This window comes from Delftia acidovorans SPH-1 (assembly GCF_000018665.1).
Classification (GTDB): Bacteria; Pseudomonadota; Gammaproteobacteria; order Burkholderiales; family Burkholderiaceae_C; genus Comamonas; species Comamonas acidovorans.
In genome coordinates this window covers 4897652-4916189 of sequence record NC_010002.1, presented here as the reverse complement: position 1 = coordinate 4916189, position 18538 = coordinate 4897652, and the positions used below count along the sequence as shown (strand labels likewise).

Sequence of the window (18538 nt, the reverse complement as noted above, 5' to 3'; positions counted from 1 at the left end):
GTCGGCGTGCGAATGTATGCACTTGGCTGAACGCGCTCCGCCCCTTCAAGCGGCCCTGCCTAACCCGCAGGCCCCCTCATGACCTCCCTGGCCTGCACTGCCTCAACAGCCCCCTGCAGCGCCTCCCGCTGTGCAATCAGGAAGCTCAGCAACGCTTCAGTCCCGACCGTGGTCTGCACGGCAGAAATCCCGGAGCCCAGGTCCACAAGCAGCGATATCTGCTGCATGCAATCCTGAACCACTTGCAGCTCTTCCTCGGCAATCGGGTAGTACATGCCTGCCCCTTTCAGCGATGAGCCAGCACGGCCTGCTGGTGCCTTGAGACAGGAATGAGAACTGGCGCGCCAGCATGCGCTGTGCGGGGGAGGGTGGTGTCGGTCAATGGCGGCTCCTGTGCATGGATGTTTCGCATGGCTGCGTTGAAATGAAGCCATGTCCAGCGCAGCACTGGGAAAACTGAAAGCTGCACACCATCAAGAGGGGGGCGGCTGCTGCGCCTGTGTCCGGGCCGCCAAGCCCGTGTCCGCTGAGGGACGGCGAAATGTTATCGCAAATGCGTTGCCTACCCGGCCGGCAGCCCCCCAATCCCAACCCGTCGGGCCGATTTTTCCGAAGCCGGGGACAATACCGGGTTCGCGGGTTTTTCCGGCTTGACTTGGATCAAGGTCGGAAACGCCCGCGCAAAGACGCTGCCCAGGTGCTGAGCCGGATGCAGAAAACCCAAGATCGGACGGCAGCAGGACTGCCGAGATGGCGCAGGTGCATGTGATGGAGAGGGATTGGTGGACAAAGGCCTGGTGCGGGGGCAGAGGCCGGCCCGTGAAGCGTGATGCCCGCCTGGTGGCCTGGTTGCTGGCGGTGGTGTTCGTATCGGTTTCTGCGGCCACGGTCTGGCAATTGGTGGCGGCGCGCCAGCGCACGCTGGCCGAGGTCGATACCAGCAACCGCAACCTGGCCCAGACACTGAACACCTATGCCGAGGGCGTGATCACCCAAAGCTCCATGCTGCTGCTGGGCATTGCCGAGCGGCTGGAGGTGGATGGCACCAGCCCCGTGCTCCTGGAGCGGGTGCTGTATCTGGTCAACCGGCAGGAGCAGCTGCTGAACCAGCTCAACGAGCTGCTGATCGTGGATGCGCAGGGCCATTGGCTGATGTCGTCCAAGGGCGTGTTTCCCGAAGGATCGGAAAGCTCCGGCCTGGACTACTTCACGCACCACCGTGACGACGCATCGTCAGGCATCTACATCGGGCCGCCGATCCGCAGCCGCTCCACGGGCGAATGGGTGATCACCATCAGCCGGCGCTATACGGACGCCGAGGGCCAGTTTGCAGGCGCGGTGGTGGTGGCGCTGGGTGTGGAGAATTTCCTGCGGCTGTTCGGCAAGATCGATATCGGCGAGAAGGGGGCCATTGCACTGAGCACGCCGGGCGGGCAGTTGCTGGTGCGCCACCCGTTCCGCGAGCAGGACCTGGGGCGGGACTTCTCGCAGTCGCCCAATTTTCTGCGCCACTACGTGGGGGCGATGTCGGGCACGGCGTCGTTCCGCTCGGCCCTGGATGGCACGGAAAGAATCTATGCCTTCCTGCGCAGCGAGCGCTATCCCCTGGTGACCACGGTGGCCCTGGGCCGCGATGAGGCGTTGAGCTCCTGGCGGCGCCAGGCGCTGCTGACGCTGGCCGTGGTGCTGGGGCTGTTTCTGGCGATTGCGTTGATCGGCTGGCGCCTGACGGCCGCGATGCGGCTGCGTTCGCGCGCCGAATGCTCCCTGGTCAGCGCGCGCGAGGAATTGCTGGACGCCAATCGCCGGCTGGAAGTGCTGGCTGCCCAGGACCAGCTGACGGGCCTGGCCAACCGCCGCCGCTTTGACGAGGTGCTGGAGCGCGAGGCCCGTCGCGCTGCGCGCGAGGGCACGCCGCTGTCGCTGCTGCTGATCGACCTGGACTACTTCAAGGGCTACAACGATGCCTACGGCCATGTGGCGGGCGATGCCTGCCTGCAGGCCGTGTGCAGCGCGCTGGCCCAGGCGGTGCAGCGGCCCGGCGACATGGCGGCGCGCTATGGCGGGGAGGAGCTGGCCGTGGTGCTGCCCAATACCGACAAGGCCGGCGCGCAGCAGGTGGCCGAGCGGCTGCGCGCGCGCATCGAGGGCCTGGCCCTGGAGCACCGCATCAGCCGCTTTGGCCATGTGACGGCCAGCATTGGCGTGGCCACGGCGCAGGGCGATGAGGCTGGCGCGACCCAAGGCGCTACACAAGGCACCACGCAAGGCTCCACCCAAGGTGCCGCCGTGGCGCTGGTGGAAGCGGCCGACCGTGCGCTGTACCGCGCCAAGGCCGCAGGGCGCAACTGCGTGCAGGGCTGAATGGGCTTGGGTCTGTGCGCGCTCAGTCCGTGGGCGAGCGGTGGGCCACCACCTGCTGCTTGAGGTCGCCCAGCGCCTGGTACAGGTCGTTGCGGCTGGCCTGCGGCATGTCGCCGAACATGCCCATGACCCAGGACTCATGCGCCTTGGCCATGCGCGCAAAGGTCTTGCGGCCCAGCGGGGTGAGGTGCAGCACGGAGCTGCGCCGGTCGGACTCCACCTTGGTGCGCACCACCAGGCCCTCTTTCTCCAACTGGTCGGTGATGCCGGTGATGTTGCCGTTGGTCACCATCATGTGGCGCGACAGCTCGCCCATCTTCATGCCCTCGGGCGCGCGCTGCAGCTGGGCCATGAGGTCGAAGCGGGGCAGGGTGGTGTCGAATTCGCTGCGCAGGCGGTTGCGGATCTCGCCTTCGATGAGGTTGCAGCAGGTGAGCATGCGCAGCCACAGGCGCAGCGCATGGTGGTCGTCGGGCGCGGCGCGCGACTCCAGGTCGGGAGCGTGGGTCATGGCTGGTTCTGCGGTGTGGGGGCGCTCAGGCCCATCTGCGCGAGGATGGCGCGCGTCAGCGGGCTGGCCGGGTCGTTCAGGGTGAGCACGATGTCGAAATGGTTGGTGCCGGGCATGGCCACGTACTGGCCTGACGATGGACCGGGGCCACGGCGCTGGTTCCAGGCGGCCAGGTAGTCGTCGCTCTGGCGCTTGAATTCATCGGTCTCGCTCTCGCCGTAGCTGACGATGAGCGGGCAGGCCGCGCCGTGCGGCAGGAGGGCGGGGCTGTTGCGAATGGCGTCCTGCTCGCTCAGGCGCATCCATTCGTTGATGTGGGTGTGCACCAGCGGGCGCAGGTCGAACAGGCCCGACAGCGGTGCGGCGCCGCGCACCACGTCCTCGGGCACGCCGTAGTCCGCATGCCAGCCACCGGTCAGCAGCATGCCCGCCAGGTGGCCGCCGGCCGAGCTGCCGCAGACATGGATGCGGCCCGGGTCGCCGCCGTAGCGGGCGATGTGGGCATGCACCCAGGCCAGTGCGCGGCGTGTCTGGTCCACGATGCGGTCCAGCGTGACGGCGGGCGCCAGCGAGTAGTTCAGGGCCACCACCACGGCGCCGGCGCGCGTGAAGGTGGGCGCCATGCTGCTGGAGTCGTCCTTGGACAGCAGCCGCCAGTAGCCGCCGTGGATGAAGAAGAGAACAGGGGCGCCTGCCGCCCCGGTTGCTGCCGGGAAAATGTCCAGCAGCTCGTCGGCATGCTCGCCATAGGCCACGTTCAGCGCGCAGGGCAGGCTCTGGCGCGCGGCCCGGCTGTCGTCGGCATAGGCCTTGATGATGGGGGTGATGTCAGGTACCGTCGCGCGGGCGTTGTACTGGACATCGAGTCCGGCGCGGTCGTAGTGACGGTAGAGTGCGGGCATTGGAACGGAGATGGCGCGAAATGGTTTGTATGGCAGGTATTGGTACAAGTCCCAGACTTGTTCTGCAAAATACTTTAAACCTAAACTAAGACCCGCGCCAACCGTTCCAGCCCTTACAGAGTTTCCCGTCCAGCGTGACGGAAGACTGCCTCACCACCGATTGCCATCCGCGCGGCCCGCGCAAGGAGCACAGCAGCATGCGTTTCCTCACCCCCTTCCTGGCCGCAGCGGCCCTGGCCCCTGCCTTTGTTCCCCCGCTCGCGCAGGCGGACACCATCAAGGTCGGTATCGCCAACGATATTTCCGGGCCGTTTGCCGCGCTGGGCGCCGAGGCGCGTGACGGCTTCAACCTCGCCATCAAGCAGCTGGGCAGCAAGCTGGGCGGCCAGCCGGCCGAGTTCCTGCAGACCGACATGGGCGGCAACCCCGACCAGGCGCGACAGCTGGTCACGCGCTACATACAGCGCGACAAGGTGGATTTCTTCACCGGCCCCATCGGCTCCAACGTGGCCCTGGCCGTGGGCCCGGCGCTGTTCGGCGCCAAGGTGCCCTACCTGTCCAACAACCCCGGCCCCAGTCAGTTCGCGGGCGCGCAGTGCAATGCGTTCTGGTTCGGCACGTCCTACCAGAACGATGCCTTCCACGAGGCAGCCGGCAAGCTGGCCGCCGACCGTGGCTTCAAGAAGATGTTCATCATGGCGCCCGACTATCCGGCGGGCAAGGATGCGCTGGTCGGCTTCAAGCGCGGCTACAAGACCGCGCCCGGCGAGGAGGTCTACACCAAGCTGGGCCAGATCGACTACGCGGCCGAGCTGGCCCAGATCCGTGCGGCCAAGCCCGATGCGGTCTACATCTTCCTGCCGGGCGGCATGGGCATCAACTTCGTCAAGCAGTTCGTGTCCACGGGGCTGTCGCAAAGCGTCAAGCTGATCGGCCCGGGCTTCTCGGCCGACGAGGACGTGATCCAGGCCGTGGGCGAGCCCATGCTGGGCATGGTCAACACCGCGCAGTGGGCGCATGACCTGGACGTGCCGCAGAACAAGGCCTTCGTCGAGGCTTTCCGCAAGGAGTACAAGGGCCGCAACCCCTCGGTTTATGCGGCCCAGGCGTATGACGTGATCATGGCCATGGATGCGGCGGTCAAGCAGGCCGGCGGCAAGGCCTCGGACCGCCAGGCCATTGTCAAGGCGCTGGAGAAGGCCGACTACGCCTCGGTGCGCGGCCCCTTCACGTACGGCAAGAACCACTATCCCATCCAGGCCTACTACCAGCGCGTGATCGAGAAGGACGGCAGCGGCCGCATCACCAACAAGCTGGTGGGCAAGGTGTTCGACAAGTACCAGGACGTCTACGTCAACGACTGCAAGATGTGACCCCGCCGCCGCGCCCCCGTCGGGCGCGGCGTGCCTTGATCTTGATTTTCAAAGCCGGATGATTTGTTGACCGCGCGCGGGCCACTGCGCCTGCGGCAGGGGGCGTGTGGATGACGTGGACGCTGCTCTTGGAGCAATTGCTGAATGGCCTGCAGTTCGGGCTGATGCTGTTTCTGATCGCGGCCGGGCTGACCCTGGTGTTCGGCATCATGGACATCATGAACCTGGCCCATGGCTCGCTGTACATGGCGGGCGCCTATGTGGCGGCCGAGACCATGCAGCGCACGGGCTCGTTCACCGCGGCCGTGCTGGTGGCGGCCGTGGCCACGGGCGTGGCGGGTGTGGTGCTGGAGCTGGTGCTGATACGGCGCCTTGCCGTGCGTGACCATCTGGCCCAGGTGCTGGGCAGCTATGCCGTCATCCTCATTGCCAATGACCTGGTCAAGATGGTCTGGGGCCCGGCTCCGGTGATGCTCAACATGCCGGCTGCGCTGTCGGGCCCGGTGCAGTTGCTGCCCGAACTCATGTACCCGGCCTACCGGCTGATGATCATCGTCTTCGGCCTGGCCGCCGCGCTGGGCCTGTACTGGTTCGTGACGCGCACGCGCGCCGGCGTGCTGGTGCGGGCAGGCGCCTCCAACCGCCAGATGGCCACGCTGATGGGCGTGCGCGTGCCGCTGCTGTTCCTGGGCGTGTTCACGCTGGGCGCCATGCTGGCGGCGGTGGCGGGGGCGCTGCTGGGGCCCATCACCTCGGTGCAGGTGGGCATGGGCGAGGACATCCTGATCCTGGTGCTGGTGTGCATCGTCATCGGCGGCATAGGCTCCATACGCGGCGCCCTGGTGGGCGCCCTGCTGGTGGGCATGGTGGATACGGCGGGGCGGGCCTTTTTGCCCATGCTGCTGCGCCAGGTGTTCTCCCCGGCCGTGGCATCCAGCGTGGGGCCTACGCTGGCGGCGATTTCCATCTACGTGCTGATGGCGGTGGTGCTGGTGTACCGTCCTTCCGGCCTTTTCCCTGCGCGAGGCTGAGCATGGAACACAGCACATTGCAAGGCAGGTTCCAGGCCCGGTTCTTCTGGACCGTGCTCGCGCTGCTGGCGCTGGCGGTGTTCCCGCTGGTGGCTCCGGCGCTGGGGCTGGACTTCTACATCTCCTTCGTGCGCCGCGTATTGATCTACGCGCTGGCCGCCACCAGCCTGAACCTCATTCTGGGCTATGGCGGCATGGTGGCGCTGGGGCATGCGGCCTTCTTCGGTGCGGGGGCCTATGCGGTGGGCATCCTGGCGATGAACGGCGTGACCTCGGCCCTGGTGGCCTGGCCGGCAGCCGCGCTGCTGGCCGGGCTGCTGGCCGCCGCCACGGGTGCCGTGTCGCTGCGCACGCGCGGCGTGTACTTCATCATGATCACGCTGGCCTTTGCGCAGATGCTGTTCTACATCTTCATCTCCCTGCGCCAGTACGGCGGCGAGGACGGGCTCAACCTGCCCGGCCATTCCGTACTGCCCGGGCTGGACCTGGGCCACGATGTCTCCTTCTACTACGTGGTGCTGGCGCTGTTCGCGGTGCTGATGGCCGTGTTCGGGCGGCTGGTGGATTCGCGCTTCGGCAAGGCGCTGCAGGGCGTGCGCGAGAACGAGTCGCGCATGGAGTCGCTGGGCTACCCGGTCTATCGCATCAAGCTGGCAGCCTTTGTGCTCAGCGGCGCCGTGGCCGGGCTGGCGGGCGCGCTGCTGGCCAACCACAACCTGTTCATCTCCCCCAGCCTCATGCACTGGACCCAGTCGGCCAACCTGCTGATCATGGTGCTGGTGGGGGGCGTGGGCCTGCGCTGGGGCGGCGTGGCCGGCGCCGTCGTCATGCTGACGCTGGAGGAAGTGCTGCGCATGTGGACCGAGTACTGGCACCTGCCGCTGGGCCTGCTGCTGCTGTGCGTGGTGTTCGGTGCGCCGCGCGGCCTGATGGGCCTGTGGCCCGCACGCGGGAGGCAGGCATGAGCGGCGCGGCCACACTTATCTCCATTCCCACTCCGGCCCTGGAAGCCAAGGGCCTGGTGCGCCGCTTTGGCGCGCTGCTGGCCACCGACCATGTCTCGCTGTCGCTGGCGCCTGGCGAGATTCATGCGCTGATCGGCCCCAATGGCGCGGGCAAGTCCACGCTCATCCATCTGCTGTCCGGCACGCTGGCGGCCGATGCGGGCACGCTGGTGCTGGCGGGGCGCGATGTGAGCGCGCTCAACGCCCACCAGCGCGTGGCGGCGGGGCTGTCGCGGTCTTTCCAGATCACCAACATCTTCAAGCAGTCCAGCGTGCTGGACAACCTGGTGCTGGCCGTGCAGGCGCATGCGGGCAGCAGCTTCAGCTTCTGGCGCCCGCGCGCGGCCGAGACCGCGCTCTACGAGCAGGCCCGCGAGCTGGCGCGCGAATGCGCCATTGACGCCAGCCTGCTGCAACGCCCCGCAGGCACGCTGCCGCATGGCGAGCAGCGCAAGCTGGAATTCGCGCTGGCCCTGGCTGCGCGCCCCGGCGTGCTGCTGCTGGACGAGCCCATGGCCGGCATGGGGCCTGATGAAACACTGCGCCTGACCGAGCTGATCGAGTCCCTGCGCGGCCGTGCCGCCATGCTGCTGGTGGAGCACGACATGCAGGCCGTGTTCCGCCTGGCCGACCGTATCTCCGTGCTGGTCTACGGCCGCATCATCGCCACCGGCACGCCCGACGAGATACGTGGCAACGCCGATGTGCGCCAGGCCTACCTGGGCGACGAAGAAGTGAAGGAGGGCGCGTGATGCTCGAAATGCAGGCCGTGCAAAGCGGCTACGGACCCAGCCAGGTGCTGTTCGGCGTGGACCTCCGCATCGAGGCAGGCCAGGTCGTCACCCTGCTGGGTCGCAACGGCATGGGCAAGACCACGCTGCTTCGCACGCTGCTGGGCCAGCTGCCCCTGCGCGCCGGCCGCATGGTGTTTGCCGGGCAGGACATTGCCGGCTGGGCCACCGACCGCATCGCCCGCGCCGGCGTGGCCATCGTGCCCGAAGGCCGCCAGTGCTTTCCCAATCTCACGGTGCGCGAGCACCTGACGGCCTTTGTGGCCCATCGCAATTCGGGCAGCCCCGGCGCGGCCCAGCCCTGGACGCCCGAGCGCGTGTTCCCGCTGTTCCCCCGCCTGCGCGAGCGCGCCTCCAACATGGGTAACCAGCTGTCAGGCGGCGAGCAGCAAATGCTGGCCATAGGCCGCGCCCTGGTCACCAACCCGCGCCTGCTCATCCTGGACGAAGCCACCGAGGGCCTGGCCCCCCGCATCCGCGAAGAGATCTGGGCCTGCCTGGCTCAGCTGCGCGCCGCCGGCCAGACCATCCTGGTCATCGACAAATACGTGGAGCGCCTGCTGGGCCTGGCTGACCGCCACCTCATCCTGGAGCGCGGCAAGGTCGTGTGGAGCGGAGACTCGGCCGCGCTGGATGGGGACAGAGCGCTGTGGGAACGGTATTTGGGAGTGTGAGCACGCGCAATGCATTCGCAGTTCAAGGCGAAATTCAAGGCGCGATGGAGGGTTGAATGGCATTGAAGATCAATGGGTGGCATGCCATTCAAATACATGCCTGTATCCAAGATAGGCAATTGCTTACATTTACAGGATGTATCCGGCCCTGCATTTGATTGCCCTATGGCCATCGGCTTGTCTATGATCCCCGCTCACCAAGAGCAGGGAGGCCGCCCCCAGGGCGGCGCGCACTATGACACGCCGAGTCACCATACACACGCCATTGGGCGAGCAGCTGCATTTCCGTGAATTGCGCGGCCAGGAAAACATCAGCCAACTCTTCAGCCTCGATGTGGAAATGCTCAGCGAAAGCGAAAGCATCGATCCCAAGGCCCTATTGGGTAAAAACGCCACCATAGAAATAGAAACCCAGGGCGGCGGCAGGCGCTTCATCGACGGCATCGTCACCCGCTTTGGCATGCAGGGCCAGGACCACCGCCACTACGCCTACAAGGCCCGCCTGAGCCCCTGGCTGTGGCTGGCCACGCGCAAGAGCGACTTTCGCATCTTCCAGAACCAGACCGTGCCCGACATCATCGAGCAGGTATTGGGCGTCTATGGCCATCCCCTGCAAAAGAAACTCACGCGCGCCTATCGCAGCTGGGACTACTGCGTTCAATACAACGAAAGCGATTGCGACTTTGTCTCGCGATTGATGGAGCACGAAGGCATTTACTACTTCTTCGAGCATGCCTCGGGCCAGCACACCCTGGTGCTGTGCGACGACATCATTGCCTCGCACAGCGTATTGCCCGGGGGCGCCTCCATTCCCTTTTATCCCCCGGAAAAAGCCGCTGCAGGCGATCAGGAAAACATCCACGCCTGGCAGCTGGAGCAGGAAATCAAACCAGGCCGCCATTACAGCGACGACTACGACTTCAAGAAGCCCCGGGCCGACCTCACCCACCTGCGGCGCGACCCGCCGGGCCACGCCCATGACGGCCATGAAATCTACGAATGGCCGGGCGGCTACACCCAGCTGAGCGACGGCGAGGACTACATCCGCGTGCGCCTGAAGGAAAGCCTCACGGGCCAAAGCCGGGTGCGGGGCCAGTCCTGCCACCGGGCGCTGGCCACGGGCTACACCTTCAGCCTCTACAACTACCCGCGCGGCGACCAGAACCAGCAGTACCTGATCACGGGCCTGAGCTACCACTTGAAGGAGAACCCCCGCGTCAGTGCCGTGGCCCCGGGCGCCAAGGGCAGCGCCGCGGAAGACGGCTCCTTCCAGCGCTACGAGTTGCAGGCCCAGCCCACGAGTCTTGCCTACACGCCCGCGCGCACCACGCCCAAGCCGCGCACCACGGGCCCGCAGACCGCCGTCGTCGTGGGCCCGGCCGGAGAAGAAATCTGGACCGACGAATACGGCCGCATCAAGGTGCAGTTCCACTGGGACCGCCTGGGCGCCATGAACGAGAACTCCAGCTGCTGGATCCGCGTGGCCACGAACTGGGCAGGCCCGGGGTTCGGGGCCATCTCCATTCCCCGCATAGGGCATGAAGTCGTCGTCGACTTCCTCAATGGCGACCCGGACTACCCGCTGGTCACGGGCTGCGTCTACAACGCGGCCAACATGCCGCCCTGGGCGCTGCCGGCCAACGCCACGCAATCGGGCATCAAGACAAGATCGAGCAAGGGCGGTGCCGCAGGCGCGGGCCTGAAGAACGGCCCGGGCGACGCCAACGCCATCCGCTTCGAGGACAAGGCGGGCGCCGAACAGCTGTGGCTGCACGCGCAAAAGGACCAGCTCACCGAAGTCGAGAACGACGAGGACAAATGGGTGGGCAACGACCGGCGCAAGACCATCGACCGCGACGAGACCAACATCATCCACCGGGACCGCACCGAGACCGTGGACCGCGACGAGACCATCACCGTGCACAACAACCGCACGGAGCGAGTGGACCACAACGAGAAGATCAGCATTGGCGACAACCGCAACGAGGATGTCGGCATCGACGAGAACATCTCCATCGGCAAGAACCGCAGCAAGACCGTTGGCAAGACCGAGACCGACAAGATAGGCCAGAACTGGCACGTCACGGTGGGCCTGCTCAAGACCCAGACCATAGGCATGGCCTACATGCAGAACGTGGGTGTGATGAAGATGATGAACATCGGCGTCAACTACATGGAGAACATCGGCGTGGCCATGCAGACCACGGTCGGCATGAGCCAGAACCTCACTGTGGGGCAGGAGCGCCAGGTCAAGGTCGGCAGCAAGCAAAGCACGGAAGTGGGCTCGCAGTACTCGCTGACCGTGGGCGGTGGTGGTGGCGCGGGAGGCGGAGGCGGAGCCGGTGGCGGCATGGCCATGAACATCACGTCGCCCGGCAGCGGTGGGGGCGGTGGAGGCGGAGGTGGCAAGGCCTCCCAGCTCACCATGGATGGGCAAAGCATTGAGCTCAACGCCGCCAAGATCCGGCTCGAAGCCCAGCAGGAAATCCTGCTGACCTGCGGCAAAAGCACCATCCGCATCACGCCCGGCGACATCCAGATTCTCTCGCCCACGGACCGGCTCAACTGCTGAGGCCCGCATGTCCTGCAGCCCCTGCATTCCCCTCATCCGCCGTCCCGTTCTCTCTCACCTCTCCAGGAGCAGCCTCGCATGAGTGGCAAACCCGCAGCCCGCATCACCGACAGCGTCGTCAAGGGCAAGATCGTCACCGGTTCGCTCACCGTGCTCATTGGCAGCCAGGGGGGCCTGGCCTGCTCCGTCTGCCCGGGCGGCATCACCGTCGGCTCCCCCGTCAACCCCCAGCTGGGCGCCAAGGTCCTGCTGGGCGCACAAGACCTGGACTTCGCCCTGCCATCGGCTGCGCTGCCTGTGGCCTGGCAGCGCCAGTACAGCAGCTACGTCAACCCCGAGCACGGCGCCGCCTGCGGCCTGCTGGGCCATGGCTGGCACCTGCTGCAGGAGCTCAGCATCCGGCTGCAGGACGAGGCCACCTTGCTGCTGGATGCCAGCGGCCGCGTCATCACCTTCGACCAGCCTCTGGTGCCGGGCGGCCAGCTGCACAGTGCCAGCGAAGACCTCTGGCTGCTGCGCGGCGGCAGCACGGAGCCGGACGGCGGTACCGCGCCTTGGGCCGCCAATCCTCGCTGGTCGCATGTGGAGCAGGCACTGGTGCGCAACCCGCAAGCCATCCTCGCGGTCAGCGGCGATGGCGACACCCTCTGGGGCTTTGGTCCTGCGCCCGGTGAACCTGTCGACGGTCCCTGGCGCCTCATGGCCCAGATCGACCGCTTCGGGCGCCGCCAGCTCTACCACTACAGCGACGGCACCACGCCCGAGGCCGGCCACAGTGCGAGCAAGGACCTCATCCCCGCAGGCCGCCTGGTCTCGCTGAGCGACGGCACGGGCCGGCGCTACCGCCTGCTGCACCAGCGCATCCATGGGGGCAAGGATGCGCAGGGACTGAACGGACTATGGGGCGCCGACGACGGCTGGCGAGTCACAGGCGTGGACCTCACACAGGACCCGTTGAATCCCCTGTCCACCCCCATCGCTCCCATCACGCTCGTGCGCTACGGCTACAGCAGCGCAGGCGACCTCATCACCGTCCACGACCGCGCAGGCCAGCTCGTGCGTGAATTCGAATGGGACCACCACCGCATCAGCGCCCACCGCCATGCCAGCGGACCCTGGCACCGCTACCGCTACGAGAGCGCCCAGCCCGGCGCCCGCGTCATCGAGCACAGCAACCAGGAAGGCCTCAGCTACCGCTTCGACTACCTGGCCCAGCCCCCGGGCCCTGACGGCCAGCCGCGTGCCGCCACCCGCGTCAGCGACAGCCTGGATCGCATCGAGACCTACTACTTCGAAGGCGCAGCGGGCCTGTCGCGCCTCATCGCCCACCACAAGGCCGATGGCAGCCGCTGGCTGCAGGCCTACGACAGCTTCGGCCGCCTGGCCTCGCGCACCGACCCGCTGGGGCGCAGCGTGCACCTCAGGCGTGATGGCCAGGGCCGGCTCATCGGCGTGCAACTGCCCGACGGGCGCAGCACCCAGCAGGAACACGACGAAGCCACCGGCCGCCTGCTGCAAAGCACTGACACCGCAGGGGCCACCACCGGCTACCAATACGACGCCTGGGGCCGCCTCACCCAGATCACCCAGGCCGATGGCAGCACCGAGCGCTACCACTACCCCGACCCCCAGGAAGCGCCGCTCACCTGCGACAGCCCCCGGCGCATCGAAGACGCCCAGGGTGGCAGCAAACAGCTGGCCTGGAGCGACGCGGGCCAACTGCTCAGCTACACCGACTGCTCGGGCCACAGCACGCACTACCACTACGACCGCTGGGGGGCGCTCATCGAAGTGGACAACGCCCTGGGCCAGCGCCAACGCCACCAGCGCGACGGCCAGGGGCGCATCGTGGCCAGCGAACTGCCCAACGGCCAGATCGAGCGCTACCACTATGACAGCGCAGGCCACCTCACGCGCATCGATCCAGCCCAGCCTGCGGGCACCTCCAGCGAAACCCAGACCGCCGACCCCAGCATCCACCTGCGCTACGACCTCTGGGGCAGGCTGGTCCAGCGAACACATGGCGGCCTCACCCTGGCCTTCGAATACGACAGCGCCGGCCGCCTCCTGCGCCTCGTCAACGAGAACGGGTCGCAAAGCCGCTTTGCCTGGGACGCGCTGGACCGGCTCGTGCAGGAAGAAGGCTTCGACCAACGGCTGCAGCGCTACCGCTGGGACGCGGCAGGCCAGCTCATGGAAGCCACGGACGGCAACGCCGCGCAGCAAAGCAGCAGCCACTATCGCTGGGACGAAGGCGGGCGCCTCGCCGAACGCCAGCTGCCCGCTACGCCCCACGCGCCCGCACAAACCCACCGCTACGAATGGGATGCGGCCGGGCGCCTCACGGCGGCCAGCGTCTGGCAGCACACCGGCGAGAACACCGCAGAGAACACCATCCAACGGCAAAGCCGCATAGCATTGGAACGCGACGCCCTGGGCCGCATCACGGCAGAAGTGCAGCAGCTGTACCGCCCAGGCAAGGACGGCAACGTGGGCGGCGGCGCAGACCAGATCGAATACGAACACCGCATCGCCCACACGCTGGACCGCCTGGGCGGACGCCAGCACAGCCAGCTGCAAGGCCTGGGAGAGATCGCCTGGCTCACCTACGGCTCAGGCCATGTGCACGGACTGCAGCTCAACGGAGCCAGCCTCATCGACTTCGAGCGCGACAACCTGCACCGCGAAGTCCGCCGCAGCCTGCACCCACCCACCCCTGCAGCAGACGCACACCACCCCCTGCAGGTGCAACGCCAATGGGACAGCCTGGGCCGCCTCACGGCCCTGGGCACCACGGGCCTGCAAGCGCTGCAGCCCACCGACGCCCAGGCCCACGCCCTCATCGGCCAGATCCTCGGCCGCCGCTACCACTACGACAGCCTGGGCCAGCTCGTCGCCATAGAACAGGCCGGCGCCCCGGGCCAGGCCGCGCAACTGCTGCGCTACGGCTACGACAGCGCCGGGCGCCTGAGAGCGGCCACCGACAGCCAGCACCCCCAGACCACCACCCGCTGGCAGCTCGACCCCGCAGGCAACCGCCTGCCAGCACCCGGTGCACCCGGCGCAACGGGCCAGACGAACACCCAGGACAACTGGGCCGCCCAGGTCCACGCCCACTGGCGGCACACCGACTTCAACCTCATGGGCCTGGGCCACCTTGCAGGCCAGCGGCAAGGCCCCGTGCAGCGCTGGGAAGACAACCGCATAGGCTTCACCGAAGACCGCGTCTGGCGCTACGACCCCTGCGGCAACCGCATCGCGCAAATGCAGGCAGACCACAGCCAGCAGCAACTGCACTACGACGGAGCCCACCAGCTCATAGCGGTGCGCAGCAGCCAGATCCAGGGCAACGCCGAGCAACTGCGCCACCACAGCCGCTACACCTACGACGCCCTGGGCCGCAGGCTCAAGCAGCAAGTGGAAAGCGCAGACGGCAACCCCACCCGCACCCACTACTACGGCTGGGACGGAGACCGCCTCATCCACACCGAACGCCAGCAGCATGGCGACGACACCCGCCACATAGAACACACCATCTACGAACCCGGCAGCTTCACGCCCCTGGTGCGCCTGAGCACTACGGCCAGCGGCGACCCCCAAAACGAGCCCCACCTGCTGGTGCAGGCCATCGCCGCAGGCCTGCCCGACCAGGACGACCCCAATCACAGGCCGGCCCTGGCCCTGATGCAAACCATGCTCAGCGCCATGCCGAGGGACATGCAGCAAGACGCCGCCCGCCACCTGCGCCACACCCTGGAGCACGGCCTGCCGCCCGGCGCCCAAGCCATGCTGGGCGAACAGGCCGAGAGCACCGCGCGCCTGCTCAGCGGCATGCAGGCAAAGCTGCAGGAACAGGAAAAAGAACAGCACGCCCGCATCGCCATCCACCACTACCACTGCGACCACCTGGGCACACCCATGGCCCTGACGGACCAGACCGGCCAGGTGGCCTGGGCCGCAAAGCTGGACCCCTGGGGCAATGTGCTGCAGGAATACAACCCGCAAGGCATCCACCAGGCGATCCGGCTGCCGGGGCAGCACCATGACAGGGAAACGGGGCTGTATTACAACCGGCATCGGTATTACGATCCGGTGGTGGGGAGTTATGTGAATCAGGATCCGATTGGTTTGGCAGGTGGTGTAAATAAAATTTTGTACTCAGAGTCTTCTCCAACATCAAAAATTGATCCCACAGGATTGAATACAGTCGCTATAGGGGCAGGAGTCGGGGCTTCTGTTGGTGGACCAATAGGTGCAGTAGTGGGGGCTGCGATTGGTGTCGCGGTTCTGGGGGTTCTTTGGATGGCATCCAGGCCAAGTTCAAATACGACTTCTGTATCAAAAACGGCAAGTGAATTATCTATTGCACACAATAATGCAGCCCAGATAGGTGATCGCTCATCGTATCAAGGGTACGGAGGGAATTGCACGCCAGATGATCATGACAAACTTGACGATGAAAAGAAAGATGCATGCGATAAATCAAAAGGTCTTACGTGCGGAAAAAATGAAATTGATTATGGGAAGGCGGATAAGATCAAGAAATGTATTGATGCTCGAATAAACATTGCAAGAAAATGCTTTAATGGTGGTGATAAAGGGCATAATACACAAATAAATCAATTGTATTCCATAATAGGAAAATGCACAGGACAGGCGGAATAAATATGAATTTAAATAATATAATTTCAGAAAGATTGCGTGATAGTAAACTTGAGCCTTCTTTACGGGAAAGGTACAACATTGCATTAAAGAAAGAATTTTCTGATGATCTGCCGAATTGCGGATTGTTTATTGATAATACATTCTCCGGGGATGATTCTATTGACTATGAGAAGGGTATTAGACTATTTCTAGGAAAAAAATGGACCGAAGTTGATCTTGATTATTTGTATGAAGAATATGTGCAGTTTTTAATGTTGAATGACGACGGTTTTATTTATTACCTTCCGTCATTTTTGCTATATTTCTATGATCTAAAACATTTTGCATTGGAATATTATATTTATTTTATGGATAAGTTGGAGTTGGGGCTGAATGAATCCAAGGCTACTTACAACGTAGGCAGACGACGGCAGGATTATTCTGGATTCAACAAATTGAGTCACGAGCAATCCAAGCTTGTTGCATTGTTTTTGGTAAATACAGCTAATTTGCTTCCAGATGGATACATGGAGAAGGCGCAAGCACAGAGAGCGCTAACCAACTATTGGGGTAATTTTTTACTATTCTGATTAATAAATCAAGGGGTTCATATAATCTTATTGATTAATGCATTCATTCTTTGATTAATGATAATTAGATTGATATAAAAGATTAATGACCAAGAGTTGGCTATGCTACTCTAATTATTATCTCCAGAACATAGCCTGAAATACTGCTACGACATGCAGACAAAGGTTCAGGAACAGGAAAAAGAACAACACGCCCGCATCGCCATCCACCACTACCACTGCGACCACCTGGGCACGCCCATGGCCCTGACGGACCAGACCGGCTAGGTGGCCTGAGCCGCAAAGCTGGACCACTGGGGCAATGTGCTGCAGGAGCACAACCCGCAGGGCATCCACCAGGCGATCCGGCTGCCGGGGCAGCACCATGACAGGGAAACGGGGCTGTATTACAACCGGCATCGGTATTACGATCCGGTAGTGGGGAGTTATATCAATCAGGACCCGATTGGTTTGATGGGTGGGACTAACCCCTGCGGATATGTTAGAAATTCGCCTGTTAATCTGGCCGACCCGCTTGGTCTTGAGCCAGGAACAATGGCGCAACGGGGCTATTTAGAGTGGCTAACACCACTTCGTCACAGGCCCCCGCAGAGCAGTTATGCTCGCTGCCCTCATGGCAAGACGACCCGTTAGCAAAGAACTGTGGCGACAGCTACAACCCCTGATCCCAGCCTTCGTGCCTTCTGCCAAAGGCGGTGCGCGCAAACTCGCAGTCAGCGATGAAGCTGCCCTCAACGGCATCTTGTTCGTGCTGCAAACAGGCATTCCATGGGAAGACCTTCCCCAATCCCTGGGCTACGGCAGCGGCATGACTTGCTGGCGGCGTCTGCGCGACTGGAATGCCGCTGGTGTCTGGGAGCAGCTGCACCAAGCCATGCTGACTCGCTTGCGTGAACATGACCAAATCGATTGGAGCCGGGCCAGCATTGATGGCTCCTCGGTACCAAGCCCCCGGGGGGCCAGGAAACGGGCCCAAACCCCACGGACAGAGGCAAGCTCGGCTCCAAGCGGCACATCGTCGTAGATGCCAGAGGCATCCCGCTGGTGATCTTGGTCAGCGGCGCGAACCGGCACGACTCCAAGATGTTCGAGAGGTGCGTGGACGCGATTCCTGCGATTGCTGGCCTGCCAGGACGTCCCCGTAGAAGACCGGCAAAGCTGCACGCCGACAAAGGCTACGACTTCAAGCGATGCCGAGCCCACCTGAGGCAGCGGGGCATCATTGGCCGGATTGCCAGACGAGGCATTGAGAGCAGCGAGAGGCTGGGCAAACACCGGTGGGTGGTGGAGAGGACGCACAGCTGGTTTGCAGGCTTTGGCAAGCTGCGAATCCGCTTTGAACGACGGCTGGATATCCACGAAGCGCTGCTGAAACTGGCAGCGGCGATCATCTGTGCGCGCTTCGTGGATCGGTGGTGTTAGCCACTCTTAGTGATCTGGGCCGCAAAGCTGGACCCCTGGGGCAATGTGCTGCAGGAGTACAACCCGCAAGGCATCCACCAGGCGATGCGGCTGCCGGGGCAGGCTCAAGACGCCGCCGCTGCTCGTTTAAATAGAACAAGGTATTGATTATGGTAGATTATTCCCTTATCAAAAATATTGCTTTTGGCATTAAAAAATATGTAGAAAAACAGGAGATTCTACATCTTTCTTTCATCAGAGCCCATAGTGATCTTGTGAAGCTATCAAATATAGAATTTCTTCCTCGCAACGGATTTGTTTTTGATGAAGAAATGAATAAATGGGAATTTAAAAAGCATGGGTGTGGTTATGAATTTTCTCATGAAGGTACGGTTATTGATATAAATGATTATTTCCTGTCGAATGGAGATTTTTTTAGCGCAAATAGATTGTTCTTCTATTTTGAATCGATTAAATTTAATTTCAAAAACCAAGATGCAGACGATGCGATTAAATCTGCCTTGATTTATTTGGAATCTACAGGGGAGATCGTGAAGGTGCTACCAACGGGGTATTATAAGTTCCTTTCGTCTTAATGCTGTCATTAATTTAATTATTAATCTAGTTAATAAAGGAGATAAAATCTTATTGATTTTATAAAGTGCATAACACGCTCCAGGG

General features: G+C 63.6%; 14 protein-coding genes and 2 pseudogenes. 13 read left to right on the top strand and 3 right to left on the bottom strand.

The annotated features are described in order from the left end of the window. Positions 1-59: 59 nt before the first annotated feature. Positions 60-275 carry a hypothetical protein gene (locus DACI_RS22615; RefSeq protein ID WP_012206291.1) on the bottom strand — a complete coding sequence of 72 codons (216 nt, stop codon included), beginning with the start codon at positions 273-275 and terminating at the stop codon, positions 60-62. 475 nt (positions 276-750) lie between these two features. Here DACI_RS22615 and DACI_RS22610 point away from each other — a divergent pair, with 475 nt between their 5' ends. Beyond that, complete coding sequence (locus tag DACI_RS22610; protein WP_043782300.1) at positions 751-2364, top strand: sensor domain-containing diguanylate cyclase; 1614 nt, start codon at positions 751-753, stop codon at positions 2362-2364. 22 nt (positions 2365-2386) lie between these two features. On the opposite strand, the gene DACI_RS22605 is transcribed toward DACI_RS22610, so the two are convergent. Both DACI_RS22605 and DACI_RS22600 read right to left on the bottom strand, forming a co-directional pair. Continuing rightward, positions 2387-2875 carry a MarR family winged helix-turn-helix transcriptional regulator gene (locus DACI_RS22605; RefSeq protein ID WP_012206289.1) on the bottom strand — a complete coding sequence of 163 codons (489 nt, stop codon included), beginning with the start codon at positions 2873-2875 and terminating at the stop codon, positions 2387-2389. Then, positions 2872-3777, bottom strand: coding sequence for an alpha/beta hydrolase (locus DACI_RS22600; protein WP_012206288.1), 906 nt, complete (start codon positions 3775-3777; stop codon positions 2872-2874). The genes DACI_RS22605 and DACI_RS22600 overlap by 4 nt, the downstream gene beginning before the upstream one ends. 197 nt (positions 3778-3974) lie before the next feature. Between DACI_RS22600 and DACI_RS22595 the strand changes: the two genes are divergently transcribed. From DACI_RS22595 to DACI_RS32220, 12 genes and pseudogenes are all read left to right on the top strand, one after another. Continuing rightward, positions 3975-5150: an ABC transporter substrate-binding protein gene (locus tag DACI_RS22595; RefSeq protein WP_012206287.1), complete on the top strand. Its 1176-nt coding sequence runs from the start codon at positions 3975-3977 to the stop codon at positions 5148-5150. A gap of 110 nt (positions 5151-5260) precedes the next feature. Next, complete coding sequence (locus DACI_RS22590; RefSeq protein ID WP_012206286.1) at positions 5261-6181, top strand: branched-chain amino acid ABC transporter permease; 921 nt, start codon at positions 5261-5263, stop codon at positions 6179-6181. Between the two features lie 2 nt (positions 6182-6183). Beyond that, on the top strand, positions 6184-7146 hold the full coding sequence (locus DACI_RS22585; RefSeq protein WP_012206285.1) for a branched-chain amino acid ABC transporter permease: 963 nt from the start codon (positions 6184-6186) through the stop codon (positions 7144-7146). Further along, the gene (locus DACI_RS22580; RefSeq protein ID WP_012206284.1) at positions 7143-7937 is read left to right on the top strand and encodes an ABC transporter ATP-binding protein; all 795 of its coding nucleotides are present in this window, start codon (positions 7143-7145) and stop codon (positions 7935-7937) included. The genes DACI_RS22585 and DACI_RS22580 overlap by 4 nt, the downstream gene beginning before the upstream one ends. After that, a complete protein-coding gene (locus DACI_RS22575; protein WP_012206283.1) occupies positions 7937-8650 on the top strand; it encodes an ABC transporter ATP-binding protein in 714 nt (237 codons plus the stop codon). The genes DACI_RS22580 and DACI_RS22575 overlap by 1 nt, the downstream gene beginning before the upstream one ends. Before the next feature lie 235 nt (positions 8651-8885). Then, positions 8886-11222, top strand: a complete 2337-nt coding sequence (tssI, locus tag DACI_RS22570) for a type VI secretion system Vgr family protein (RefSeq protein WP_012206282.1) — start codon at positions 8886-8888, stop codon at positions 11220-11222. Positions 11223-11300: 78 nt separating this feature from the next. Beyond that, the gene (locus tag DACI_RS22565; RefSeq protein WP_012206281.1) at positions 11301-15887 is read left to right on the top strand and encodes an RHS repeat-associated core domain-containing protein; all 4587 of its coding nucleotides are present in this window, start codon (positions 11301-11303) and stop codon (positions 15885-15887) included. Next, positions 15866-16456 (top strand): DUF6714 family protein, encoded by a 591-nt coding sequence (locus tag DACI_RS32225; RefSeq protein WP_012206280.1) that lies wholly within the window; start codon positions 15866-15868, stop codon positions 16454-16456. The genes DACI_RS22565 and DACI_RS32225 overlap by 22 nt, the downstream gene beginning before the upstream one ends. Positions 16457-16609: 153 nt before the next feature. Beyond that, positions 16610-16979, top strand: a pseudogene (locus tag DACI_RS32835) (RHS repeat-associated core domain-containing protein); the annotation flags it as partial. A 90-nt stretch (positions 16980-17069) separates the two neighbouring features. Beyond that, a protein-coding gene (locus DACI_RS31610; RefSeq protein WP_085930546.1) for an IS5 family transposase occupies positions 17070-17878 on the top strand; the annotation gives its coding sequence in 2 pieces (ribosomal slippage) (positions 17070-17400 and positions 17400-17878; 810 coding nt in all). A gap of 9 nt (positions 17879-17887) precedes the next feature. Further along, a pseudogene (locus tag DACI_RS32880) lies at positions 17888-18022 on the top strand (DUF6973 domain-containing protein); the annotation flags it as partial. A 5-nt stretch (positions 18023-18027) separates the two neighbouring features. Then, positions 18028-18453, top strand: coding sequence for a DUF6896 domain-containing protein (locus tag DACI_RS32220; protein WP_012206278.1), 426 nt, complete (start codon positions 18028-18030; stop codon positions 18451-18453). Positions 18454-18538: the final 85 nt, after the last annotated feature.

What these genes read in the sequence shown, in the direction of transcription:
- DACI_RS22590 (WP_012206286.1), top strand. Translation starts at nt 5,261, where the DNA reads ATGACGTGGACGCTGCTCTTGGAGCAATTGCTGAATGGCCTGCAGTTC.
- DACI_RS22615 (WP_012206291.1), bottom strand. Translation starts at nt 275, where the DNA reads ATGTACTACCCGATTGCCGAGGAAGAGCTGCAAGTGGTTCAGGATTGC.
- DACI_RS22580 (WP_012206284.1), top strand. Translation starts at nt 7,143, where the DNA reads ATGAGCGGCGCGGCCACACTTATCTCCATTCCCACTCCGGCCCTGGAA.
- DACI_RS22600 (WP_012206288.1), bottom strand. Translation starts at nt 3,777, where the DNA reads ATGCCCGCACTCTACCGTCACTACGACCGCGCCGGACTCGATGTCCAG.
- DACI_RS22585 (WP_012206285.1), top strand. Translation starts at nt 6,184, where the DNA reads ATGGAACACAGCACATTGCAAGGCAGGTTCCAGGCCCGGTTCTTCTGG.
- DACI_RS22575 (WP_012206283.1), top strand. Translation starts at nt 7,937, where the DNA reads ATGCTCGAAATGCAGGCCGTGCAAAGCGGCTACGGACCCAGCCAGGTG.
- DACI_RS22610 (WP_043782300.1), top strand. Translation starts at nt 751, where the DNA reads ATGGCGCAGGTGCATGTGATGGAGAGGGATTGGTGGACAAAGGCCTGG.
- tssI (WP_012206282.1), top strand. Translation starts at nt 8,886, where the DNA reads ATGACACGCCGAGTCACCATACACACGCCATTGGGCGAGCAGCTGCAT.
- DACI_RS32220 (WP_012206278.1), top strand. Translation starts at nt 18,028, where the DNA reads ATGGTAGATTATTCCCTTATCAAAAATATTGCTTTTGGCATTAAAAAA.
- DACI_RS32225 (WP_012206280.1), top strand. Translation starts at nt 15,866, where the DNA reads ATGCACAGGACAGGCGGAATAAATATGAATTTAAATAATATAATTTCA.
- DACI_RS22565 (WP_012206281.1), top strand. Translation starts at nt 11,301, where the DNA reads ATGAGTGGCAAACCCGCAGCCCGCATCACCGACAGCGTCGTCAAGGGC.
- DACI_RS22595 (WP_012206287.1), top strand. Translation starts at nt 3,975, where the DNA reads ATGCGTTTCCTCACCCCCTTCCTGGCCGCAGCGGCCCTGGCCCCTGCC.
- DACI_RS22605 (WP_012206289.1), bottom strand. Translation starts at nt 2,875, where the DNA reads ATGACCCACGCTCCCGACCTGGAGTCGCGCGCCGCGCCCGACGACCAC.